This window comes from Stutzerimonas kirkiae, from assembly GCF_004327335.1.
In the GTDB taxonomy this organism is placed as follows: domain Bacteria; phylum Pseudomonadota; class Gammaproteobacteria; order Pseudomonadales; family Pseudomonadaceae; genus Stutzerimonas; species Stutzerimonas kirkiae.
The window spans coordinates 227,564-251,571 of the sequence record NZ_QJUO01000001.1; the positions used below are offsets into that span (position 1 = coordinate 227,564).

At 63.1% G+C, this 24,008-nt stretch carries 24 protein-coding genes; 20 read left to right on the plus strand and 4 right to left on the minus strand.

All coding sequences use genetic code 11. The features are described 5' to 3' along the window. The first annotated feature begins 92 nt into the window (after positions 1-92). From oadA to DNJ95_RS01060, 11 genes are all read left to right on the plus strand, one after another. Entirely contained in the window at positions 93-1,901 is a 1,809-nt protein-coding gene (gene oadA, locus DNJ95_RS01010) for a sodium-extruding oxaloacetate decarboxylase subunit alpha (RefSeq protein ID WP_131182862.1), read from the plus strand. A 272-nt stretch (positions 1,902-2,173) separates the two neighbouring features. Continuing rightward, positions 2,174-3,202 carry an alcohol dehydrogenase AdhP gene (gene adhP / locus DNJ95_RS01015; protein WP_131182863.1) on the plus strand — a complete coding sequence of 343 codons (1,029 nt, stop codon included), beginning with the start codon at positions 2,174-2,176 and terminating at the stop codon, positions 3,200-3,202. A gap of 484 nt (positions 3,203-3,686) precedes the next feature. Next, positions 3,687-4,457 carry a bifunctional demethylmenaquinone methyltransferase/2-methoxy-6-polyprenyl-1,4-benzoquinol methylase UbiE gene (gene ubiE / locus DNJ95_RS01020; RefSeq protein WP_131182864.1) on the plus strand — a complete coding sequence of 257 codons (771 nt, stop codon included), beginning with the start codon at positions 3,687-3,689 and terminating at the stop codon, positions 4,455-4,457. After that, positions 4,457-5,080 (plus strand): ubiquinone biosynthesis accessory factor UbiJ, encoded by a 624-nt coding sequence (locus tag DNJ95_RS01025; RefSeq protein ID WP_131182865.1) that lies wholly within the window; start codon positions 4,457-4,459, stop codon positions 5,078-5,080. Before ubiE ends, DNJ95_RS01025 begins: the two co-directional genes overlap by 1 nt. Then, entirely contained in the window at positions 5,077-6,690 is a 1,614-nt protein-coding gene (ubiB, locus tag DNJ95_RS01030; RefSeq protein WP_131182866.1) for a ubiquinone biosynthesis regulatory protein kinase UbiB, read from the plus strand. Before DNJ95_RS01025 ends, ubiB begins: the two co-directional genes overlap by 4 nt. Positions 6,691-6,739: 49 nt before the next feature. Next, positions 6,740-7,135, plus strand: coding sequence for a phosphoribosyl-AMP cyclohydrolase (gene hisI, locus DNJ95_RS01035; RefSeq protein WP_131182867.1), 396 nt, complete (start codon positions 6,740-6,742; stop codon positions 7,133-7,135). Next, complete coding sequence (locus DNJ95_RS01040; protein ID WP_131182868.1) at positions 7,128-7,466, plus strand: phosphoribosyl-ATP diphosphatase; 339 nt, start codon at positions 7,128-7,130, stop codon at positions 7,464-7,466. Before hisI ends, DNJ95_RS01040 begins: the two co-directional genes overlap by 8 nt. A 17-nt stretch (positions 7,467-7,483) precedes the next feature. After that, positions 7,484-7,735 carry a twin-arginine translocase TatA/TatE family subunit gene (locus tag DNJ95_RS01045; protein WP_131182869.1) on the plus strand — a complete coding sequence of 84 codons (252 nt, stop codon included), beginning with the start codon at positions 7,484-7,486 and terminating at the stop codon, positions 7,733-7,735. A 3-nt stretch (positions 7,736-7,738) separates the two neighbouring features. Further along, a complete protein-coding gene (tatB, locus tag DNJ95_RS01050; RefSeq protein ID WP_131182870.1) occupies positions 7,739-8,164 on the plus strand; it encodes a Sec-independent protein translocase protein TatB in 426 nt (141 codons plus the stop codon). After that, on the plus strand, positions 8,161-8,967 hold the full coding sequence (gene tatC / locus DNJ95_RS01055) for a twin-arginine translocase subunit TatC (protein ID WP_131182871.1): 807 nt from the start codon (positions 8,161-8,163) through the stop codon (positions 8,965-8,967). Before tatB ends, tatC begins: the two co-directional genes overlap by 4 nt. Further along, complete coding sequence (locus DNJ95_RS01060) at positions 8,964-9,671, plus strand: 16S rRNA (uracil(1498)-N(3))-methyltransferase (protein WP_131182872.1); 708 nt, start codon at positions 8,964-8,966, stop codon at positions 9,669-9,671. Before tatC ends, DNJ95_RS01060 begins: the two co-directional genes overlap by 4 nt. Before the next feature lie 129 nt (positions 9,672-9,800). On the opposite strand, the gene DNJ95_RS01065 is transcribed toward DNJ95_RS01060, so the two are convergent. Next, a complete protein-coding gene (locus DNJ95_RS01065) occupies positions 9,801-10,388 on the minus strand; it encodes a LysE family transporter (protein WP_131182873.1) in 588 nt (195 codons plus the stop codon). A 106-nt stretch (positions 10,389-10,494) separates the two neighbouring features. Here DNJ95_RS01065 and DNJ95_RS01070 point away from each other — a divergent pair, with 106 nt between their 5' ends. The 4 genes from DNJ95_RS01070 to DNJ95_RS01085 all read left to right on the plus strand — a co-directional run bounded on the left by DNJ95_RS01070 (position 10,495) and on the right by DNJ95_RS01085 (position 17,319). Next, positions 10,495-11,415 (plus strand): LysR substrate-binding domain-containing protein, encoded by a 921-nt coding sequence (locus DNJ95_RS01070; protein WP_131182874.1) that lies wholly within the window; start codon positions 10,495-10,497, stop codon positions 11,413-11,415. A gap of 265 nt (positions 11,416-11,680) precedes the next feature. Then, positions 11,681-14,827, plus strand: coding sequence for a TonB-dependent receptor (locus DNJ95_RS01075; protein WP_165491552.1), 3,147 nt, complete (start codon positions 11,681-11,683; stop codon positions 14,825-14,827). A 73-nt stretch (positions 14,828-14,900) separates the two neighbouring features. After that, the gene (locus DNJ95_RS01080; RefSeq protein WP_131182876.1) at positions 14,901-15,686 is read left to right on the plus strand and encodes a Slam-dependent surface lipoprotein; all 786 of its coding nucleotides are present in this window, start codon (positions 14,901-14,903) and stop codon (positions 15,684-15,686) included. A 136-nt stretch (positions 15,687-15,822) separates the two neighbouring features. After that, on the plus strand, positions 15,823-17,319 hold the full coding sequence (locus DNJ95_RS01085; protein ID WP_131182877.1) for a surface lipoprotein assembly modifier: 1,497 nt from the start codon (positions 15,823-15,825) through the stop codon (positions 17,317-17,319). Positions 17,320-17,350: 31 nt separating this feature from the next. Here the strand turns inward: DNJ95_RS01085 and dtd are convergent, their stop codons facing one another. Then, complete coding sequence (dtd, locus tag DNJ95_RS01090; RefSeq protein WP_131182878.1) at positions 17,351-17,788, minus strand: D-aminoacyl-tRNA deacylase; 438 nt, start codon at positions 17,786-17,788, stop codon at positions 17,351-17,353. After that, positions 17,788-18,759: a prolyl aminopeptidase gene (pip, locus tag DNJ95_RS01095; RefSeq protein WP_131182879.1), complete on the minus strand. Its 972-nt coding sequence runs from the start codon at positions 18,757-18,759 to the stop codon at positions 17,788-17,790. The genes dtd and pip overlap by 1 nt, the downstream gene beginning before the upstream one ends. Positions 18,760-19,094: 335 nt before the next feature. Here pip and DNJ95_RS01100 point away from each other — a divergent pair, with 335 nt between their 5' ends. Genes DNJ95_RS01100 through DNJ95_RS01120 form a run of 5 tightly spaced genes read left to right on the plus strand, consistent with a single transcriptional unit; the run spans position 19,095 to position 22,953 of the window. Then, entirely contained in the window at positions 19,095-19,868 is a 774-nt protein-coding gene (locus DNJ95_RS01100; protein ID WP_131182880.1) for an ABC transporter ATP-binding protein, read from the plus strand. 14 nt (positions 19,869-19,882) lie between these two features. Further along, complete coding sequence (locus DNJ95_RS01105) at positions 19,883-20,638, plus strand: ABC transporter substrate-binding protein (protein ID WP_131182881.1); 756 nt, start codon at positions 19,883-19,885, stop codon at positions 20,636-20,638. A gap of 51 nt (positions 20,639-20,689) precedes the next feature. After that, complete coding sequence (locus tag DNJ95_RS01110; protein ID WP_131182882.1) at positions 20,690-21,385, plus strand: ABC transporter permease; 696 nt, start codon at positions 20,690-20,692, stop codon at positions 21,383-21,385. Next, on the plus strand, positions 21,382-22,071 hold the full coding sequence (locus tag DNJ95_RS01115) for an ABC transporter permease (protein WP_131182883.1): 690 nt from the start codon (positions 21,382-21,384) through the stop codon (positions 22,069-22,071). The genes DNJ95_RS01110 and DNJ95_RS01115 overlap by 4 nt, the downstream gene beginning before the upstream one ends. Before the next feature lie 3 nt (positions 22,072-22,074). Further along, positions 22,075-22,953: a D-hexose-6-phosphate mutarotase gene (locus tag DNJ95_RS01120; RefSeq protein ID WP_131182884.1), complete on the plus strand. Its 879-nt coding sequence runs from the start codon at positions 22,075-22,077 to the stop codon at positions 22,951-22,953. An 85-nt stretch (positions 22,954-23,038) separates the two neighbouring features. Here DNJ95_RS01120 and DNJ95_RS01125 read toward each other — a convergent pair whose 3' ends face one another. Next, positions 23,039-23,959: a choline sulfate utilization transcriptional regulator gene (locus DNJ95_RS01125; RefSeq protein WP_131182885.1), complete on the minus strand. Its 921-nt coding sequence runs from the start codon at positions 23,957-23,959 to the stop codon at positions 23,039-23,041. Positions 23,960-24,008 lie beyond the last annotated feature (49 nt).

Below are 24,008 nucleotides of genomic sequence, written 5' to 3' on the forward strand. Positions count from 1 at the left end.
GCAAGCTTCAAGCCTCAAGCGGCAAGTAGAAGCGGATCGGCTTTGACTTGCGGCTTGAAGCTTGAAGCTTGCCGCTCCAAGGGAGAATTCCAATGAGCCACCAAAAAATCGCCGTCACCGACACCATCCTGCGTGATGCCCACCAGTCGCTGATCGCCACCCGCATGCGCCTGGAAGACATGCTGCCGATCTGCGACAAACTCGACCGCGTCGGCTACTGGTCGCTGGAAGTCTGGGGCGGCGCAACCTTCGACGCCTGTGTACGCTTCCTCAAGGAAGACCCCTGGGAACGCCTGCGCAAGCTGCGCGAAGCCTTGCCCAACACCCGCCTGCAGATGCTGCTGCGCGGGCAGAACCTGCTCGGTTACCGCCACTACAGCGACGACGTGGTGGAAGCCTTCGTCGCCAAGGCCGCCGAAAAAGGCATCGACGTATTCCGCATCTTCGATGCGATGAACGACGTGCGCAACCTGGAAACCGCCATCCGCGCGGTGAAGAAAAGCGGCAAGCATGCCCAGGGCACCATCTGCTACACCACCAGCCCGGTGCACACCGTCGAGGCGTTCGTCAAACAGGCGCGGACCATGCGCGACCTGGGCGTCGACTCCATCGCCATCAAGGACATGGCCGGCCTGCTCACCCCCTACGCCACCGGTGACCTGGTGCGCGCCCTGAAGGCGGAAATCGGCTTGCCGGTGTTCATCCACTCCCACGACACCGCCGGTGTCGCCAGCATGTGCCAGCTCAAGGCCATCGAGAACGGCGCCGGGCATATCGACACCGCCATTTCCAGCTTCGCCTGGGGCACCAGCCACCCCGGCACCGAGTCGATGGTCGCGGCGCTGCGCGGCACCGAGTACGACACCGGCCTGGACCTGGAACTGCTGCAGGAAATCGGCCTGTACTTCTATGCCATCCGCAAGAAGTACCACCAGTTCGAAAGCGAGTTCACCGCTGTGGACACCCGCGTGCAGGTCAACCAGGTGCCAGGCGGCATGATGTCCAACCTGGCCAACCAGTTGAAGGAACAGGGCGCCCTGAACCGCATCAACGAAGTCTTCGCCGAGATCCCGCGGGTGCGCGAAGACCTCGGCTTCCCGCCGCTGGTCACCCCCACCTCGCAGATCGTCGGCACCCAGGCGGTGTTCAACGTGCTCGCCGGCGAGCGCTACAAGACCATCACCACCGAAGTGAAATACTACCTGCAAGGCCGCTACGGCAAGGCACCGGGCAAGATCGACAAGAAGCTGCAACTGCAGGCCATCGGCGGCGAGGAAATCATCGAGGTGCGCCCCGCCGACCTGATTCCGCCGGAGCTGGACAAACTGCGCACGGAAATCGGCGGCCTGGCCAAGTCGGAAGAAGACGTACTGACCTACGCCATGTTCCCCGATATCGGGCGCAAGTTCCTCGAAGAACGCGAAGCCGGCACGCTGGTTCCGGAAGCGCTGCTGCCCATTCCCGACGGCCAGGCACAGCCAGCCGCCGGCCAGGGCGTGGCGACCGAGTTCGTCATCGACGTGCATGGCGAGAGCTACCGGGTCGATATCACCGGCGTCGGCATCAAGGGCGAGGGCAAGCGCAACTTCTATATCTCCATCGACGGCGTACCGGAAGAGGTGGTGGTCGAGCCGCTCAACGACTTCGTCGGCGGTGCCGGCGACAAACGCAAACAGGCCAGCGCACCGGGTGATGTCAGCACCAGCATGCCAGGCAATATCGTCGATGTGCTGGTGCAGGTCGGCGACAGCGTCAAAGCCGGCCAGCCGGTGCTGGTCACCGAGGCGATGAAGATGGAAAGCGAGGTCCAGGCGCCCATCGGGGGCACCGTCAAGGCCGTGCATGTGGCCAAGGGCGACCGCGTCACGCCCGGCGAAGTACTGGTGGAAATCGAGGGCTGAGCCGGCGCAGGCTGTCGCCACCACCCGGGGGAGACCATCGGCTCCCCCTCGCCACCCGTCCGTATCTACTGCGGCGCAAGCTCCTGCCACTGCGCCCGGGAAAGCCGGAAGCGCTCTACCTCGGCCGATACGGGGCCAATGCGACAACCCCCTGCGAGACTGTATCCATATTTTTAAAAGCTGCAAACGCAATCCAATCGCGTCTATAGTCCCAATATTGGCCTCTGGCCGCTCGAACCCTCGTCTCGAACCACCACCCTGGGAGTCGTCACATGGAAACCACCATGAAAGCCGCGGTACTACGGAAATTCGGACAACCGCTGCAGATCGAGGAAGTACAGATACCACGCCCCGGCCCGGGCGAGCTGCTGGTCAAGATCGCCGCCTGCGGCGTCTGCCACACCGACCTGCATGCCATCGAGGGCGACTGGCCGGTAAAGCCCAACCCACCGTTCATCCCCGGCCATGAAGGCGTCGGCCATGTGGTAGCGGTCGGCAGTGGCGTCACCCACGTCAAGGAAGGCGATCGTGTCGGCATTCCCTGGCTGTACTCCGCCTGTGGCCATTGCGAGCATTGCCTGGGCGGTTGGGAAACGCTTTGCGAGAGCCAGCAGAATGGTGGCTACTCGGTCAACGGCGGCTTCGCCGAATATGCCCTGGCCGATGCCGGCTACGTCGGCCGCCTGCCGGACAACGTCGATTTCATCGAAATCGCGCCAATCCTCTGTGCCGGCGTCACCGTCTACAAGGGCCTGAAGATGACCGACACACGGCCCGGCCAGTGGGTGGTGATCTCCGGTATCGGCGGCCTCGGCCACGTGGCCGTGCAATACGCCAAGGCCATGGGCCTGAACGTGGCGGCGGTGGATGTGGACGACGACAAACTGGCCCTGGCCACCCGGCTCGGTGCCGAGGTGGTGGTCAACGCACGCAACACCGACCCCGCGGCCTACCTGAAGAAGGAAATCGGCGGCGCCCACGGCGCACTGGTCACGGCAGTATCGCCGATCGCCTTCCAGCAAGCCATGGGCATGACCCGGCGCGGCGGCACCATCGCCCTCAACGGCCTGCCACCGGGAGACTTCTCGCTGTCGATCTTCGACATGGTGCTCAACGGCACCACGGTGCGCGGCTCCATCGTCGGTACCCGCCTCGACCTGCAGGAAGCCCTGGACTTCGCCGGTGAAGGCAAGGTCAAGGCGACCGTCAGCAGCGACAGCCTGGAGAACATCAACGAAATCTTCGGGCGCATGCACAAAGGCCAGATCAATGGCCGCGTGGTACTCGACCTGAGTCTCTGAGAACCATGCCTTTCGACATGTTTGTACGGCTTGCGGGGAAAAGCGGCTGCTTGGGCCCTTATCCCCTAGCGGGCTAACGCATGCACACATCTTCGTCCCTCGGGATCCACGTTTCTGTGCGAATACCAGGTGGCGGGACGGGGCACGCGTGAATACATCCCTGTAGCTCTTCGCCGCCATCCCTGGTGGCGAAGGCCCCGCCCCATCACCAGGCATCCGCACAGCTACTCTCGGCGGCGCCAGCAAGAAACAGCCCGCGAAACTGAAATTCCCGCGGATGATTCAGGCACAGCGCCGACAGTCCTTTCCATAGTCACCTCGATATTTGCCGCGAGCCCGGCCAGCAAGTGCTCCCCGGCCAGCCGGCCGGTGCGGCGAGCCCGCGCGCCAGCCAGCAAATACGGGCTGGCCGCATACAAATGCCTTGGGGCCTGCCGGTACTTTTCGGTTTAGAATGCCGTGAAACTCTTCCGGCGACAGTGACATGACCGATCCCCGCAAAGAACACGACGCAGAACCTTCCACCCATTTCGGCTACCAGAGCGTGCCGGAGAGCCGGAAAGCGGAAAAGGTGGCCGAGGTATTCCACTCCGTCGCGGCCAAGTACGACCTGATGAACGACCTGCTCTCCGGCGGCATGCACCGCTTGTGGAAGCGCTTCACCATCGAGCTGTCCGGCGCCCGGCATGGCAACCGCATACTGGACATCGCCGGCGGCACCGGCGACCTGGCGCGGCAGTTCTCGCGCATCGTCGGGCCGAGCGGCCAGGTGGTGCTGGCCGACATCAACGCCTCGATGCTCAAGGTCGGCCGTGACCGCCTGCTGGACAAGGGCGTGGCCGGCAATATCGAGTTCGTCCAGGCCGACGCCGAGAAGCTGCCCTTCCCGGACAATCACTTCGACGTGGTGACCATCGCCTTCGGCCTGCGCAACGTGACGCACAAGGACCAGGCCATCCGCTCCATGCTGCGCGTGCTCAAGCCCGGTGGCCGGCTGCTGGTGCTGGAGTTCTCCAAGCCGTCCAGCGCCCTGCTGTCCAAGGCCTACGACGCCTATTCGTTCAACGTCATGCCGCTGGTCGGCAAGCTGGTGACCAAGGATGCCGAGAGCTACCGCTACCTGGCCGAGTCGATCCGCATGCACCCGGACCAGGAAACCCTCAAGGGCATGATGAGCGAAGCCGGTTTCGAGAACGTCACCTACCACAACATGACCGGCGGCATCGTCGCCCTGCACCGGGGCATCAAGCCCTGATGCTGCGCAGCGCCCTGCTGGCCAGTGCCGAACGCGTCATCGAGCAGGCCCTGCGCCTGGACGCGACGGCCCTGCCACGCCTGGCCAGGCTGGCCGGCAAGGTGATCGAGGTACGCGCCTCGGCACCGCAGTGGACGCTGTTCCTGCTGGCCGACGAGCAGGGGCTGTGCCTCGCCGAACACTGGGAGGCGCCCGCCGATTGCCGCTTGAACGCGCCCACGGCGACCCTGCTGAAGCTGGCCCTGGAACGGGACAAGAATGCGCTGCTGCATGGCCCGGATGTCACCATCGAGGGCGACAGCGGCCTGCTGATGACCCTATCGGCCATCCTCCAGGACCTCGAACTCGACTGGGAATACCCGCTCAGCCAGTGGATCGGCCCGCTCGCCACGCAATGGATCGGCAGCGGCCTGCGCAGCCAGGCCGCGTGGGCCGGGCAGAGCTTCGATACGCTACGGCAGAACCTGGCCGACTACCTGGCCGAAGAGTCGCGCACCCTGGTAGGTCGCAACGAAGCCGAAAGCCGCTTCAACCAGCTCGATGAGCTGAAGCTTGCCCTCGACCGCCTCGATGCCCGGGTCGAGCGCATCAACCGCAACCTGAATACAGACCCACAAGCATGAAGCTGTTCGCCGCCATCCGTCGTCTGTTGCGCATCCTGCTGGTGGTTATCCGCTACCGCCTGGATGACATCATCCTCGACCTGCCCATGCCCTGGTGGCTACGAACCAGCAGCTACCTGCTGCCCTGGCGCTGGCTGCCACGCCGCCCCAGCGAGTTGAGCCGTGGTGCACGCCTGCGCCTGGCACTGGAAGGCCTGGGGCCGATCTTCATCAAGTTCGGCCAGTTGCTCTCGACCCGCCGCGACCTGCTGCCGGCGGACATCGCCGACGAACTGGCGCTGCTGCAGGACAAGGTGCCGCCGTTCGAGCCGGCCCGCGCCAAGGCGCTGATCGAGCAGCAACTGGGGGCGCCGGTTGGCCAGTTGTTCGCCCGTTTCGAAGAACAGCCACTGGCTTCCGCGTCTGTCGCCCAGGTGCATGCGGCACGCCTGCACAGCGGCGAGGAAGTGGTGGTCAAGGTAATCCGCCCCAACCTCAAGCCGATCATCCAGCAGGACATCGCCTGGCTGCTGCTACTGGCGCGCACGGCCGAACGCGCCTCCATCGAGGCGCGCCGCCTGCACCTGATCGAGGTGGTGGAAGACTACGCGCGCACCATCTACGACGAACTCGACCTGCTGCGCGAGGCGGCCAACTCCAGCCAGCTCAAGCGCAACTTCGAGGGCTCGGACCTGCTCTACGTGCCCCAGGTGCACTGGGACTACTGCCGCCCGCAGGTGCTGGTGATGGAGCGCATCTATGGCATCCCGGTCACCGACATGGCGGCGCTGGCGGCACAGAACACCGATATGCGCGCGCTGGCCGAGCGCGGCGTGGAAATCTTCTTCACCCAGGTGTTCCGCGACAGCTTCTTCCACGCCGACATGCACCCCGGCAATATCTTCGTCAGCCGCGAGCAGCCCTGGAACCCGCAGTACATCGCGGTGGACTGTGGCATCGTCGGCAGCCTGACGCCGGAAGACCAGGACTACCTGGCGCGCAACCTGATGGCCTTCTTCAAGCGCGACTACCGCAAGGTCGCGCAACTGCACATCGACTCCGGCTGGGTGCCGGCGCAGACCAAGGTCAACGAATTCGAGGCGGCGATCCGCACCGTCTGCGAGCCGATCTTCGAGAAGCCGCTGAAGGACATCTCCTTCGGCCAGTTGCTGGTGCGCCTGTTCCAGGTGGCGCGGCGCTTCAATATGGAGGTACAGCCGCAACTGGTGCTGTTGCAGAAGACCCTGCTCAACATCGAGGGCCTGGGCCGCGAGCTGTACCCGCAACTGGACCTGTGGACCACCGGCCAGCCCTACCTGGAACGCTGGATGCGCCAGCGCATGAGCCCGCGCCAGGTGCTGAAGAACGTACAGTCGCAGATCGAGCAGTTGCCGCACCTGGCCAGCATGAGCCGCGACCTGCTCGAACGCCTGTCCAACCCGCATACGCGCAATGCCCCCGTACCCTGGCGCGAACGCCAGCGCGGCTGGCCGCTGCGCCTGATCGGTGCGGCCCTGCTGGCCGCTGGGGCGCTACTGCTGGCCGGCGGCCTCGACGATCCGCTCGACCTGGCGCTGTGGCCGGCTTGGCTGATGCTGGCGGCGGGAACCTACATCGTCGTACGCCGATAGCCAGCGCCCGGCAGGACTGGCACACTTGCGCCACCGAGTGGAGGAACCGATGAGCTGGCTGGAACAGATCAACTGGAACGAAGACGGCCTGGTGCCGGCGATCGCCCAGGACTACAAGACAGGCCGCATCCTGATGATGGCCTGGATGAACCGCGAGTCCCTGCAACTGACCGCCCGGGAACAGCGTGCCATCTACTGGTCGCGCTCGCGCGGCAGGCTCTGGCGCAAGGGCGAGGAATCGGGGCATGTGCAGAAACTGCATGAACTGCTTCTGGACTGCGACGCCGACGTGGTCGTGCTGCTGGTCGAGCAACTGGGCGGCATCGCCTGCCATACCGGTCGCGAGAGCTGTTTCTACCGTGTCTTCGAGAATGGCGACTGGAAAATCGTCGACCCGGTCCTCAAGGACCCGCACGCCATCTATGCGGAGCACAAGCATGAGTGACACCCTCGATCGTCTGGCCGAAGTGCTGGAAGCCCGCAAGGGCGCTGCCGCAGAGACCTCCTACGTGGCCAGCCTCTATCACAAGGGACTGAACAAGATTCTGGAAAAGGTTGGCGAAGAATCGGTCGAGACCATTCTTGCCGCCAAGGATGCCGCCGTCAGCGGCGACAGCAGCGACCTGATCTACGAAACCGCCGACCTGTGGTTTCACAGCATGGTCATGCTCGCCGCCCTTGGCCAGCACCCGCGATCGGTCCTCGCTGAACTGGAACGCCGCTTCGGCCTGTCGGGCCATGCGGAAAAGGCCGCGCGCGGCCAATCCGACCAATAACCTGGAGAATTCGCACAATGGGTATTTTTGACTGGAAACACTGGGTCGTACTGCTGATCGTCGTGGTGCTGGTATTCGGTACCAAGAAACTGAAAAACCTCGGCTCCGACCTCGGCGAGTCGATCAAGGGCTTCCGCAAGGCGATGAACACCGACGAGGAAGCCGAGAAGGCCGCCCAGGAAAAGCGCGAACAGCCCCTCGACGCGCAACAGCCGCATACCATCGACGCCCAGGCACAGAAAGTCGAAGAGCCTGCGCGCAAGGACTGACCCATGTTCGGAATCAGCTTCGGTGAAATACTGCTGATCAGCCTGGTCGCCCTGCTGGTGCTCGGTCCCGATCGGCTGCCCGGTGCCGCGCGCACCGCCGGCCTCTGGATCGGTCGCCTGAAGCGCAGCTTCAACAGCATCAAGCAGGACATGGAGCGCGAGCTGGGGGCCGACGAGATCCGCCGGCAACTGCACAACGAGAACATCCTCTCGCTGGAGCGCGAGCTCAAGCAGGGCCTGGACTCGCTCAACCCGCTGGCGCCGAACAAGCCGACCGAAAGTTCGCCGGAGGTGACCACCGCCGCGCTCGACCCGCAAGCGGGCGTCAAGCCCGCCGAGCCCGCGGTCGAACCAGCGGCACAGGACACGCAAGCGCAGCCCGCCAGCGCGAACACCACCGAAACGCCGCAACCACCCCGAGCCCCATGAGCGAACCGAACCCCGACCGCGACCAGGAAATGCCCCTGGTTTCGCACCTTGCCGAGCTGCGCACGCGCCTGTTGCGCTGTGTCGCCGCGATCTTCCTGATCTTCGCCGGGCTGTTCTATTTCGCCCAGGATATCTACACCCTGGTCTCGGCGCCGTTGCGCCAGTACCTGCCGGAAGGCGCGACGATGATCGCCACTGACGTGGCCTCGCCCTTCCTCACCCCGTTCAAGCTGACCATGGTGGTGGCGCTGTTCCTCGCCATGCCGGTGATCCTGCACCAGATCTGGGGGTTCATCGCCCCGGGGCTGTACAAGCACGAGCGGCGCATCGCCATCCCGCTGCTGGTCTCCAGCATCCTGCTGTTCTACGCCGGCATGGCCTTCGCCTACTTCCTGGTGTTCCCGATCATCTTCCACTTCTTCGCCAGCGTGACGCCGGAGGGAGTGTCGATGATGACCGACATCAGCAGCTACCTCGACTTTGTGATGACGCTGTTCTTCGCCTTCGGCGTCGCCTTCGAGATTCCGGTGGCGGTGGTGCTGCTGATCTGGATCGGCGTGGTCGATGTCGCCTACCTGCGCAAGATTCGCCCCTACGTGATCATCGGCTGCTTCGTCGTCGGCATGGTGCTGACGCCACCGGACATCTTCTCCCAGACCCTGCTGGCGGTGCCGATGTGGCTGCTGTTCGAGCTGGGCATCCTGGCCGGTAGCCTGATCCGCAAGCGCCGTGGCGAACAGGATGGCGAAGACCAGGCGGAAGACGACCACAGTGGCGACCAACCGCCCGCACCCCTGCCTTGAACCTGCTGCTGCTGGAAGACAGCGACTTCGTCGCTGCCGACCGCGCCATCGTGCGCGACCGGCGCCTGGTGCACCTGCATGAGGTGCACCAGGCGCAGAGTGGCGACAGCCTGCGTGTCGGCCGCATCGACGGGCTGATGGGGCAGGCCCGGCTGCTGCGCCTGGAAGCCGCGGAAGCGGAGCTGCAGGTCCGGCTCGACCAGCCGCCACCGGCCAAACTGCCGCTCACCCTGCTGCTGGCGCTGCCCAGGCCGAAGATGCTCAAACGCATCCTGCAGACGGTGGCCAGCATGGGCGTGCCCCGCTTGGTGCTGCTCAACAGCTACCGGGTGGAAAAGAGCTTCTGGCAGACGCCCTTCCTGCACCCCGCTGAAATTCGCGAGCAACTGATCCTCGGCCTGGAGCAGGCGCGCGACACACAGCTACCGGAAGTGATCATCGAGAAGCGCTTCAAACCCTTCGTCGAGGATCGCCTGCCGCAACTGGCCAGCGGCAGCCTCGGCCTGGTCGCCCACCCCGGCGACCATGGCGCCTGCCCACGCGCCCTGGCGCAACCCGTGACCCTGGCCATCGGCCCGGAAGGCGGCTGGATACCCTACGAAGTGGACAAGCTGGCCGAAGCGGGCCTGGCCCCCGTACAACTGGGCGAGCGTATCCTGCGGGTGGAAACCGCCGTCACGGCCTTGTTGGCGCGGCTGTTCTGATAGCCTTGCATAATCTTCTTGCGGTGTTTCTGCTCGGATCGATTCATTTCCAGCGACGATGCCGCTTTCCAGCTTGTGTAGGGTGCGCACGGCGCACCCGTTAGGTACGGGCATTCCGCCCGTAGCCTGCTACAGCGCCATGACGCCCATCATGACCGAAAACGCCCCCAGCGCCAGCAGGCAATAGCGCGGCAAGGTGCCGATCAGGAAGCGCCGCGACAGCCAGCGCCGGGCGAAACTGCCATAGGCGGCCATGATCGAGATATCCAGCAAGGCCCAGATCAGCATCAGCAGCAGCGCCTGTGGCAGCAAGGGAGCGGCTGGCAGGATAAAGCCCGGCAGGAAGGCGAGGAAGAACAGGATATCCTTCGGGTTCGACAACCCCACGCCCAGCCCGCGCCAGAAGCGCCGGGCCGCCGACGGCTCCGCGGCCTGCGGCGCGCCTTGCCCCCCGGGCTTGCAGGCGAAGCCGAGCCAGAGCAGGTACAACCCGCCGAGTACGCGCCCCCAGTCCAGCAGCCGCGCATCGAAATCCAGCGCCAGGTGCAGCGACGACAATGCCAGCCCCATCAGTACCAGGGCCGCCACCACCCCGCCGGCGATGGTCCAGAATGGCCAGGCGTATCGCGCATCGTGCACCACCAGCATGGCCACCGGCCCCGGCGATGCGATCAGCAGTGCAACGGCAGCGGCGAACGTCAGGTACAGGGCAATCATCACTCTCTCCGGGCATCATGGCGCACGGATTATTCCCTTGACCCCCGGCGAGCGGTAATGGAAAGTTTGCCGACCACCCATGAGTATTACTCATAGAGCTATCCACATGAGCCAGGCCCTTCCCCCGCTGTATGCACTGCGCGCGTTCGAGGCGGCGGCACGGCACGGCTCCTTTACCGCGGCGGCGCACAGCCTGTACCTGACCCAGAGCGCCATCAGCCGTCATGTGAAAACCCTGGAGCGACACTTCGAGCGCCCGCTGTTCATTCGTCACGGCGCACGACTGGAACTCACCCTGGCCGGTCACCACCTGGCACAGGAGCTGGAGCGGGGCTTCAGCCTGATCGAGGCGGCCTGCGCGGCCACGCTGCAACAGCGCGGCAGCCTGCGCCTGAAAGCCCCGTCGACCCTGAGCATGCGCTGGCTACTTCCCGTCCTCGGCAGGTTCCATGCCGAGAACCAGGGCAAACGGGTACAACTGTCGAGCGTCTGGATGGACGAAGACCACGTCGATTTCCGCAACGAACCGTTCGACTGCGCCCTGCTGCTGAGTGACGGCAACTTCCCGGCGGGCTGGCAGGCGCAGGAGTTGTTCAAGGAATGGCTGGTCCCCGTCTGTACCCCGGCGTTCCGCGCCGAAGGGGAGTGGAACATGGAAAGGCTGCTGGCCAGCGAGCTCATCCACAGTTCCCCCGACCGCCGCGACTGGATACGCTGGCTGCAGCGCCAGGGCATCACGGATCCCCACCGCTGCCACACGGGGCCGCTGTTCGACACCCTGGAACTGGGAATCAACGCCGCCGCCCAGGGGCATGGCATTTCCATCGGCGACCTGTCCCTGGTCGCCCGCGAACTCGACAACGGCCAACTGGTGATGCCGCTCGCCAATGCCGTCGGAACTGGCGACAGTTACTATTTCGTCTGGCCGGAGCAGCAGGATCGTCATCCCGTCCGGGCAGCACTCGGCAGGTGCTTGCGGGAAAACCTGCCGCGGCCCCCGGCATCGCTGCCGGCCTTTCTCGAATGAAAGAGCAGGCAAAGAACGGCCGCTTCACCCCACCCCCTTGAGCGCCATGCGTAGCCGATCCGGCAAGTACCTTGCATGCCCCTTGTTGGTGAGTGCCTAAATAGCGCCTGGACCACGCTCCTCAGCATCCGCTCTCTTTCCAACATGCCAAGGCATGAACTAAAGTTTTAATATTCAAATTCGATCTACTTGATCTGGAGAAGCATTCCCATCAGGAATGAAGCCATCGAATTTGAATCATCCAGGGGGAAGGATGCGGCATTCGATGCAATCAAACGGGAAAGACATCCATCCGCCTTCCAGGCGCCCGCTTGGTAGCGCACTGCTGGCCATGCTGGTCGCACTCGTATTTCCGGGTACAGGCATGCTGCTGCCCATCCCCAATGCAGAAGCAGGGCAGGCCAGTTCGAGCCTGCGCTACGACTTCGACATACCGCCCCTCCCTCTCGACCGTGCGCTGATGCAGCTGGCGCAACAGGCCAATGTGGAGATCTACATGAACACCGCGGGGCTCAGCGGGCTATCCGGCAACGCGGTAGCGGGAACCCTGGCACTCGAGGAAGCGCTGCGACGGCTGCTGGCCGGCCGGGATATCCAGTACCACATCTCGGGTGGAGCGGAGCGCCCGGTGATCCGGATCATCCCGCCTGGCGATGCAACCGAGCAAGAAAAGCTGACACTCATGCCGCTGGCCATCGAGGCCGGATACACTCCAGCGCTCCATCGACATGAAGCAGGACACAACGCCGTCTACGACAGCAATTACTCCAGTGTCTATGCCGATAAACGTCAGATAGATCGCAACAAGGGCTCGGCGCCGGCGGATGTGTTCAAGGGCATGCCCAACATCTACAGCGGCGACCCACGCAACAGCGGGGCAATCGACCCGAACATTCGCGGTATCCAGGGACCCGGGCGCGTGCCACTGACGATCGACGGCACCGAACAGGCGCTGACGGCCTACCGTGGCTACAACGGCGCCAACAACAGGAGCTACATAGATCCCAACCTGCTGAGCAGCATCCAGGTCATCAAGGGGCCAGCCATCGAAAGGGACATTCGCAGTGGCGTGGGCGGAGCCGTGGTGATGCGCACGCTCGAGGTGGACGATATCCTCGGCGAAGGCCAGGCATCGGGCGGTGAACTGCGCATGGAGCAGAGCAACAACTCGGTGCAGGCACGCCTGCCGAAACTGCTGACAGGACAGAACTACCAGGACATACCGGGCTTCCTCGCGCCCGGGGAGTCGCCGACAGCCCCCTGGAACGACCCCAGCTTGCGCATTACGCCCAGGTCGAGCAGCCACAACAAGCTGCTGTCCAGCGACGACCAGGCCTATCGTCTGGCACTGGCCAGCCGGCAGGAGCGTTTCGAACTGCTTGGGGCCTACGCCTACAGGGAAAAAGGCAACCATTTCGCCGGCAAGCGCAAGTCCGGCTTCTACTCGCAGCCGGCCACCGACCCGGATCGACCGGCAGACAGCTATGCCACCAGCATGGCCCTGTACTGGAAGCCCGGGGAGGAAGTGCTCAATACCTCCAGCAAGATGGAGTCCTGGCTGCTGAAGGGAAAACTGATCATCAGCGACGACCAGGATATACGTCTTGGCATCCGTGATACCTATTCCCTGTATGGCGAGATCATGCCGCCCCTGCTCGAATACGCCGATAACAGAGGCCACGTGCAATGGCCCCTGAGCCGGGTGGACAGCCAGGCCTATAACCTCGAGTACAACCTGAGCCCGGACGGCAACCCCTGGCTGGACCTGCACGCGAACCTCTGGATGACCCATACCCGCAGCGACACCTACACCCGCGGTGGCTTCCCGAACGCCGCCACGGAGAACGACCCCATTCTCTGGAATTCCGCGCTATCCAACTCGGAAAACGATCGCTACGGCCTGACCCTGAGCAACCGCTTTACCCTGCACGACAACCTCGACCTGATCCTCGGCGGCAGTTTCCAGCATGAGAAGCTGGACTCCGGGGACCGTGCATCCCGTGATAGCGATAGCGACCTCATGCCACCGCGCGCCGGCACCAGGGAAGAATACGAAATCAACTACAATTTCAAGTGGCGCCCCGTGCAGCCACTGACAGTCGAGATTGGCGGAAGGTACTCATCCTACTGGGCCTTCGACGACTATCTGCAGCAACAGCAAAAAATGGGAAACCTCCTGAGCAAATCCCTGTTTTCCGGACGGCAGGTTTCCTATACGTCAAGAGAAACGAGGACGCTTTCCGAACAGGAGTGGCAAGGCAAGTTGGACTCGGCAATAGAGAGTGTCCGCTGGTTCTGGGACATGCTCGCCTTCACCGAAGAACAAAGGCAGGCAGCCATAGAAGAAATAATAAGCGCGTTGCCACGCACTGAAAGCGAGGTCGTCCAATACAAGGACATTTGGTACCACGATGGAAGTGGACGCTATAGCCGAGCCAATAACCCGTGTGTGAACGGAACACTCGACGGATTGGAACTTATCGGCGATGAAAAGCAGCAAACATGCACTATCAGCGGACTGGCTGGAGAAACACTGAAGCCTGCCAAAGTCAGAAAGCAAAAAGATCGTGGCTGGACACCCGCTCTATCCTTGGCCGTGGACCTCTCCACGGATAGCCGGCTGTATTTTCGCCACAGCCAGGCGCTACGCTATCCCAGTATGTTCGAAAGCACCATGGGCTTCTCTGCCTATATAAATCCCTATATCGACAGATTGAAACCAGAACACGCCTATGACTATGAAATTTCCTACGTTCATAATCTTACCCATTGGCTGAAAGCGGAAAAATACGCGGATATCAAAGTCAGCTATTACCACCATATAACGAAGGACTTGATAGAGCGGGACACAAGCCTTGTACTCAACAATATAGAAAAGCAGACCATCCGTGGCATAGAGTTCCAAGGGCGCTACGATAATGGCGGATTCTTCACGGATATCGGTGCGGCCTACACGATAGAAAATGAAGTCTGTGACGAGCATTCCGCCATTCTTGCTGACCCCATTGGCGGATCGGTACCGGACTGTGTGGACAATGGTTTCCCTGGCGGCTACCTGGCAACCCAATCCCTACCTCGATACAGCATAAGCTGGCTTCTGGGTCGTCGCTTTATGAATGAGCGACTGGAAGTAGGTGGGAAGGTGAGCTATTACTACAAGCAGGAATACGAAAACTTCTACACACTATCCGAATCAATAGTCGACCAAGGTAACGCCTTCTCGAACAGACCTTTGCAATGGGCAGGAATGACCCTGTACGACGCCTATCTGGACTATAAGTTGTCCGAAAGAATCAGTATTGAACTGACAGGTACCAACCTTACCAATATTTACTATATAGACCCCATCAGCAGGTCAATGGTCGCCGCACCTGGTCGCACGCTCAAGCTTGGACTGACGATAAATTTCTAGAAAACACACAGGGAGGTGATAAAACAAGGAAGCGACCGCAACACAACACACTTCATACACAAGGCGAGCAAACATGAAAGCATTCAGCTCTTCGAAAAGAATTATTGCGCTTCTTGCCATCAGCGGCAGCGCCAATGCGGCAATTGTTGGAGACGAAAGCTACAACGCCAGCATAGAAGTGGGACCCGCCACTTTTGTCGATGGCTTACCCCCCATGTCCGGACCCGGAATTGGCGTCAGTACGTCTTATACAAGTCTCGTGCAGAAAGCCAGCTTTTCCACCCTGCAGACCCTGGGGTCCACCACTAACATTACGGCCGGCCCCATCTCGAAACTTACTACCCTGACGCCAGTAGGCTCTCCATACTCGATCGGCTACTTCAACTTCGCCCAGATATCCGGACAGGACGTATTCTTCGGCGAATGGACCAACAATAACAATGTCGCCACCGGAAATCATGCCGTCTACTATATAGGCCGTGATGGCGACACATCGCTGACCAAGACCGGAACCGTCAAATACGATATGCGTGGCATCAGCAACTATCAGTCCCAGGGTTTGATGATTGGCGAGTTCACGGCGGATTTCACCAGCAAGAAGATGACCGGCAACCTGTATACACCGACCTTCAGCTACGCCATCAATATCGGTACGGTCAATATCAATAACGATGCCAGCATAGCCAGCGGAACCAGCGGAGCGACCAAGGCGTTCGCCTATGTCTCCGGCTATATGGTGGCGTGGGACGGCGTTATAAACGGGAAGTTCTTCAACAATCAGGAGAGCCTGGCAGGATTCATAAAATTCCCCATGGAACTCCGCCAATATGACACTGCCTTTGGCGGGACGATCAAATAGCGGAACGCGTCCCGGCGAATGCAGTGCATCCAGTGAAGCGGGGCCCCCCGGTGGCTCCCGCTTCTTCCCGTCAAGGAACATGGCCTCTGCCGCCCTGCCGGCCAGTGTCCATCAGGCAAGATCGAATACTTCACAGATGAAGCGACCAACCCGTACCCGCCTGCCCGGGCTCTGCCTCGGCAGCCTTATCGCAGCGCTCCCGCCCTCCGCTTGCGTACTGGCCGACCAGGACACCCACCTGCGCCTGAACCAGAGCATCGAATACCGTGCCAGCCAGCAGGAGCGGGAATTGCTCAAGGACGAAGTCCAGCCGCCTTCCCACTTGTCCACACTGACCATCGACGGCCAGACCTACAGCGTCGGCGACAACCTGGATGACCTGGGCAGCGCACTCTACCTTTCCATCCGGCATCAGCAATGGCCGCTGGTGGCACACTTTCTCGACGCCTATGTCGCCCTGCCCGGCTACGATCCGATGCTGGCGGCCTATGCCAGGGGCGGGCTGGCGCGCGCGGCAGGCGACCTGGGACTGGCCGAGGGGCATTACCGCCACCTGCTGGCCTTGCAGGACGACTTCCTGCCGGGGCAACTGGAGCTGGCGAGAGTCCTGTTCGAGAATCGCAAGGACCGAGAGTCATCCGAGGCATTCCAGCACATCAGCGCCCGCTTCGACCCATCCGATGCTCGCGCCATGGGCGTCAGCCGCAGCGTCGACAGCTTCATCGAAGCCCTGGACCGGCGCGAAGCCTGGCAAGGCTCCATCGCCATCGGGCCGACCTGGAGCGACAACCTCAACCTGTCGTCGGAAGACCGCCAGGTGTTCGAGTTCGTCACCGACGAGGGCATTCTCCGCCTGGAGCGCAAGCTGCCCGAGGCAGTCTCGGCCACGGGGCTGGACTTCGAGGGCACGCTGAACAAGCGCATCGCCCTGCGGGGCCATCATGGGCTGTTCATACGCTCGCTGGTCTACGGCCAGTCCTACAAGGACCACAAGCAGTACAACGAGAGCACGCTGATCAGCAATGTCGGCTACAGCTACCAGAACGCCCGCAACCAGTACTCCCTGGCGCCCTCCTTCGAGTTCAACACCTATGGCAATGCCGCCATGTATGGCGCCTGGGGTATTCGAGGCGAATGGCAGCACTACCTGTCGCCTACGCGCATGCTCAGGCTGGAAGGCGACTACAAGGAAATGAAATACCGCCAGGAGGCTTATGCCCATAACGACGGCGATGCGAGTTCGCTCTACGCCACCCTCTGGCAATCCCTGCCCAGGGGCTGGACACTCTTCGGCGGCCTGGATATCACCGACCGCAACAGCGAGGACAAGGCCAACGCCTACCTGCAAAAGGGCGTGCGGCTAGGCCTGGCCAAGGAGTTCGAGTCCGGCTTCAGCGCCATCCTGTTCGCCGCTTACCGCCGGCGTTCCCATGATATCTACAGCGCCTTGCTGGAAGCGCGGCGCGAGGATGACGAACAGAGCTATACCTTTATCCTGAACGCCCAGCGTCTGGCCCTGTACGGTATAACCCCCAGCCTGACCCTCAAGTACAACAAGGTCGCAAGCAATGTCGACTGGCTCTACTCCCACGAGCGCAATTCGGTCAGCCTGAAGCTGGAGCGGCAGTTCTGAGCAGCGCCGCAAAACCACTGGTGCGAGTGTTCTAGGTTTCCAGCAAGAAAGTCACCGGACCATCGTTGAGCAAATGCACCTGCATATTCGCGCCGAAACGCCCACAGGCGACCCGCTCGTGCTGGCCGCGGGCCTGCTCGACCAGGTAGTCATAGAGCTCCTCGCCCAGCGCCGGCGGCGCCGCACTGGAGAAGCCCGGGCGCAGGCCGCTACGGGTATCGGCGGCCAGGGTGAACTGGGACACCAGCAGCAGGCCGCCAGCGACATCCTTCAGGGAAAGGTTCATGCGGCCCTGCTCATCGCCGAACACCCGGTAATCGAGCGATTTGCGCAGCAGCTTGTCGGCCCTGGCCTTGTCATCCCCGCGCTCGACGCCCACCAGCACCAGCAGCCCCTGCCCGATCTCCCCGACGACTTCGCCATCGACCTCGACCCGTGCATGGCTCACACGCTGTATCAACCCCTTCATCAGGCGTCCTTCGGCGGTAGCCCGAGCAGGCGCAGGGCCAGGTCCTGGGTGGCACGTACCAGCGCATCGGTGATGCCCGGCTCGGAAGCGGAATGGCCGGCATCGCGGATGATCTGCAACTCGCTGCCGGGCCAGGCCCGGTGCAGCGCCCAGGCATTGTCCAGCGGGCAGATGACGTCATAGCGGCCATGCACGATGATGCCCGGCAGGTGGGCGATCTTCGGCATGTCGCGCAGCAACTGGTCGGCCTCGAGGAAGGCGTCGTTGACGAAGTAGTGGCACTCGATGCGCGCCATCGACAACGCCCGATGGGCATCGGTGAAGCTGTCGACCAACTGCGGGTTGGGGCGCAGGGTCGCGGTACGCCCCTCCCAGCCGGACCAGGCCTTGGCCGCGTGCAACTGGGCGATCTGGTCGCTGCCGGTCAGGCGCTGGTAGAAGGCCCGCATCAGGTCGCCGCGCTCCTCTTCGGCAATCGGCGCCAGGTAGTCCTCCCAGTAGTCGGGGAACAACCGGCTGGCGCCCTCCTGGTAGAACCACTGGAACTCCTGTGGCCGGCACAGGAAGATGCCACGCAGCACCAGCCCCAGTACCCGCCCGGGATGGGCCTGGGCATAGGCCAGCGACAGGGTGGAGCCCCAGGAACCACCGAACAGTACCCACTGCTCGATACCCAGGTGTTCGCGGATACGCTCCATATCCGCGATCAGGTGCGCGGTGGTGTTGTTCTCGAGACTGGCATGCGGCGTCGAACGCCCGCAGCCACGCTGGTCGAAGGTGACGATACGGTAGAGAGTCGGATCGAAGAAGCGCCGGCTCGACGCATCGCAGCCACCGCCCGGACCGCCATGCACGAACAGCACCGGCAGGCCGTCGGGCATGCCGCTCTCGTCGACATACAGGACATGGGGATCTTCCACCGCCAGCTCATGCCGGGCATAAGGTTTTATTTCCGCGAACAAGCTCTGCATGTCTCTCTCCCGGGCCATGGCTGTGGTGGAGTAACTAGACCCCAAGGATACATCAGCCGTTGTGGAAAGCGGCGCCAGGCTCTTTCGCTGGAGGCTGGAGGCTGGACGAAAAGCCATTCATTCCGGGCTTCTACGTCCTGGTGTCCAGCCTCCAGCGCTTTTATCGGCTCTTCGAGCGCATAGCGCGATCACCCTGAGCGTGAATTATCCATGCTTGGCGCATGCCTTCGCGCATGCTAGGTTTGCGCCTCGCCAGGATGGCGAGGCAGTGGCCAGTCATAAAAAACAGTAGGAAGGTCCGCCATTTCTTTTGGCCCGATCGATGAGGTACCCCCATGGCCGAGGCCATACCCGCTCTGGAAATCCGCAATCTGCACAAGCGTTACGGCGATCTCGAAGTACTCAAGGGCGTTTCCCTGACCGCGCACGATGGCGATGTGATTTCCATCCTCGGCTCGTCCGGCTCGGGCAAGTCCACTTTCCTGCGCTGCATCAACCTGCTGGAAAATCCCCACGAAGGCGAGATCCTCCTGGCCGGCGAGGCGCTCAGGCTCAAGCGCGACAAGAGCGGGGAGCTGGTCGCCGCCGATGCCGGGCAGATCAACCGCATGCGCAGCAAGCTCGGCTTCGTGTTCCAGAACTTCAACCTCTGGCCGCACATGAGTGTGCTCGACAACATCATCGAGGCGCCGCGCCGCGTGCTCGGCCAGAGCCGCGCCGAGGCCGTCGAAACCGCCGAGGCGCTGCTGGCCAAGGTCGGCATCGCCGACAAGCGCCACGCCTACCCCAACCAGTTGTCCGGTGGCCAGCAACAGCGCGCCGCCATCGCCCGCACCCTGGCCATGCAACCCAGGGTGATCCTGTTCGACGAGCCGACCTCGGCCCTCGATCCGGAAATGGTACAAGAAGTGCTTGCTGTGATTCGCTCGCTTGCCGAGGAAGGCCGCACCATGCTGCTGGTGACCCACGAGCTGAATTTCGCCAAACAGGTGTCCAGCGAAGTGGTCTTTCTCCATCAGGGACTGGTCGAGGAACAGGGTACGCCCGCCCAGGTCTTCGACAACCCCCGTTCGGCACGCTGCCAACAATTCATGTCCAGCCATCGCTAATGGAGCTACAACGCATGAAAAGCTATAAGAAGATCCTGTTCGGTGCCGCCGCTTCCCTGCTGATCGCCAGCCAGACGTTCGCCGCCGAGAAACTGCGCATCGGCACCGAAGGCGCCTACCCGCCCTTCAACCTGATCGACGCCAGCGGCAAGGCGGTCGGCTTCGACCTGGATATCGCCTACGCCCTGTGCGAGAAACTGCAAGCCGAATGCGACGTGGTCATCTCCGACTGGGACGGCATCATCCCGGCGCTGAACGCCGGCAAGTTCGACTTCCTCGCCGCCTCCATGTCGAACACCGAGGAGCGCCGCCAGGCGGTCGCTTTCACCGACCACTACTACACCAACAAATTGCAGTTCGTCGCACCCAAATCGGTGGACTTCAAGACCGACAAGGACTACTTGAAAGGCAAGGTGATCGGCGCCCAGCGCTCCACCATCGCCGGCACCTGGCTGGAAGACAACCTCGATGGCGTAATCGACATCAAGCTCTACGACACCCAGGAAAACGCCTACCTCGACCTCGCCACCGGGCGTGTCGACGGCATCCTCGCCGACACCTTCGTACAGTGGGAATGGCTCAAGAGCGACGCCGCCAAGAACTTCGAATTCAAGGGCGAACCGGTGTTCGATGACGACAAGATCGCCATTGCCGTGCGCAAGAACAACGACGAACTGCGCCAGCGCCTGAACAAGGCCCTGGCCGAGATCATCGCCGACGGCACCTACAAGAAGATCAACGACAAGTACTTCCCGTTCGATATCTACTGACCTGTCTGAACCCGTACCCGGCCACGGCCGGGCACGGGTCTTCGAGCCTACATGATTCCTGACTTGCACGGATTCGGTCCGGCGCTGCTCGCCGGTACCTGGGTCACCATCCAACTGGCGCTCGCGTCCCTGGCCCTGGGCCTGCTGCTCGGCCTGTGCGGCGCGCTCGCCAAGACCTCGCCGTACAGCGCCCTGCGCTGGATCGGCGGCACCTACTCGACCATCGTACGCGGCGTTCCGGAGCTGCTCTGGGTGCTGCTGATCTACCTCGGCACCATTGGCCTGGTACGCGGCATCGGCGAAGTGTTCGGTATCGAAAACCTCGCCCTCAGCCCCTTCGTCGCCGGCACCATCGCCCTCGGGCTGTGCTTCGGCGCCTACGCCACCGAGGTATTCCGCGGCGCGCTGCTGGCCATTCCCAAGGGCCACCGCGAAGCGGGCCTGGCTCTGGGCCTGGGCAGGCGGCATATCTTCCTGCGCTTGATCCTGCCGCAGATGTGGCGCCTGGCGCTGCCCGGGCTGGGCAACCTGTTCATGATCCTGATGAAGGACACCGCGCTGGTATCGGTGATCGGCCTGGAAGAGATCATGCGCAACGCGCAGATCGCCATCACCGCCAGCAAGGAGCCCTTCACCTTCTATATCGTCGCCGCGTTCATCTACCTGGGGCTGACCACCTTCGCCATGATCGGCATGTATTTCCTAGAAAAACGCGCTGGCCGCGGCTTCACCAGGAGCGCCGCATGAGTTGGGAAGTCTTCGTCCGCTGGCTGCCGAGTTTCCTCGATGGCGCCTGGCTGACCCTGCAACTGGTCGGTATCTCGGTGGTCACCGGGCTGATTCTCGCCCTGCCATTGGGCATCGCCCGCTCTTCGCGCCACCTCGCGGTGCGTGCACTGCCCTACGGCTACATCTTTTTCTTCCGTGGTACACCGCTGCTGGTGCAACTGTTCCTGGTCTACTACGGCCTGTCGCAGTTCGAGGCGGTGCGCCAGAGCATGGCCTGGCCCTACCTGCGCGACCCTTACTGGTGCGCGATCATCACCATGACCCTGCACACCGCCGCCTATATCGCCGAAATCCTGCGCGGCGCCATCCAGAACGTACCGCCTGGCGAAATCGAGGCGGCCCGCGCCCTGGGCATGTCGCGCAGCCAGACCCTCTGGCACATCACCCTGCCCCGGGCGACGCGCATCGGCCTGCCGGCCTACAGCAACGAAGTGATCCTGATGCTCAAGGCCAGCGCCCTGGCCAGCACCGTCACCCTGCTGGAGCTGACCGGCACGGCGCGCAAGATTGCCGCGCGCAACTACCTGCACGAGGAAATGTTCCTCACCGCCGGCATCCTCTACCTGCTGATCGCCTTCGTGCTGATGCAGGGCTTCAAGCTGCTCGAACGCTGGCTGCGGGTCGACGCCTGCCAAGGGCGCTGAGGCATGCCCGTGAGCATCCAGCCAGTGATGAAGGGCCGGCTCGCCTGCTGGCAAGTGCGCCGTGGCGACAGCCTGTTGCTGGTCGCCGAACAGGGCGCCCAGGTACTCGAATACCGCCAGGGCGATGCCGCACCGGTCATCTGGCTCAGCGAGCAGGCCGCCTTCGACAGCGGGCAACCGGTGCGCGGCGGTATCCCGGTGTGCTGGCCCTGGTTCGGCGACCTGGCGCGCAACCCCGAGGCCGTGCAGGCCCTGCATCCCCTGCCGGCACCGGCCCATGGCCTGGTACGCGGCCTGCCCTGGACACTGGAACGACAGGCCGAGGAACAGGGCACGGCCGTGCTCGACTTCAACTGCCCGCCGCTGGCGCAGTGCCCTGGACTGCAACTGCGCCTGCAGATCCGCCTGGACGACGCCCTGCACCTGCGCCTGACCAGCCACAACCTCGGCGATGCGACGGTCACCTTGAGCCAGGCGCTGCACAGCTACCTCGCCGTCGGCGACATCCACCGGGTTTCCGTGCAAGGCCTCGACGACACACCCTATATCGAGACCCTGGAAGACTGGCAGCCACGCCGGCAGTCGGGCGAGCTGCGCTTCGACGGCGAGACCGACCGCATCTACCTCGACCTGCCGCAGCGCCTGGCGCTGATCGACCCGGCCTGGCAGCGGCGCATCGAGCTGCACGCCAGCGGCTCGCGCTCGGCGGTACTCTGGAACCCCTGGATCGACAAGTCCCGCCGCCTGTCGCAATTCGCCGAGGACGCCTGGCAGCGCATGCTCTGTATCGAAACGGCGAACGTGCTGGACGATGTGGTGCGCCTGGCGCCAGGGGCCACCCATACGCTGGGCCTGAGCATCGCCCTCAAGCCATCGCCGTAAGGTGCGCCATGCGCACCTGAGCGGAAAAACCGCTGTCCACGGCGCACCCTCGGCGGCCTTGGTTCGTGAGGCTTCGAACAGGTTCTCAGCCAGTGTCCTGCCCGACCTTGTCCACCCCTTCCAGCCAGTCGATGAAACGCTGCGCCAGCCGTGATCGGCGTTTGCGCTCCGGGCGCACGATGTAGTAGCCGAACGAGGTGACATGGTTGTGCTCGCCCAGCCGCACCAGCAGCCCCTGCTCCAGCAGGCCATCGACCAGGTAGCGCCAGCCGATGGCCACGCCCTGGCCGGCGATGGAGGCCTGGATCAGCAACGGGTAGTTGTCGAAACTCGATAGCCCGCTGGCCGGCGCCTCGCGGATACCCAGCGCCCGGAACAACTGCGGCCAGTCGCACCACTGGTGGCCGCTGGCGGCCTTCAGGCGCAGCAACGGCAGGCGGGCCAGCGCCTGCGACGTGCTCTCGCCCTGCAGCGACTGGCGCAGCGCCGGGCTGCACACCGGGAACACCTCCTCGTTGAACAGCAGCCGGCTCTCGCCGTTCTTCACCTGGCCATCGCCGAAGGCGACCGCCACGTCGATATCCGTCTCGATGCCCTTCATGCCCCGGTAGCCGGTCACCAGGTTGACGTTGATCCCCGGATTGGCCGCATGGAACAGATGCAGCGTGGGAATCAGCCGGTAGGTGGCGAAGGCGAAGTCGGTGGCCACGTTCAGGGTTTCATGGGCGGCGTTGGCGCTGAGCAGCTCCAGCCCCTCGTCGAGCAGGGCCAGGGCCGACTGCACATGGCCCAGCAGCAGGCGGCCATCCTCGGTCAGCGTCAGGCCACGGTGGATACGATCGAACAGGCGTACCCCGAGCTGTTTTTCCAGGCGCTGGACCTGCTGGCTGATGGCCGGCTGGCTGATCCCCAGCTCGCTGGCCGCCAGGGTGAAACTGCCATGCCGGGCCGCCACCTCGAACAGGCGCAGCAACTCCAGTGAGGGGCGCCGGGGCTTTTCATGCATAAGCTGGACTTATCCTAAATATATTCATTCATAAGGTTCACGCGGAAGA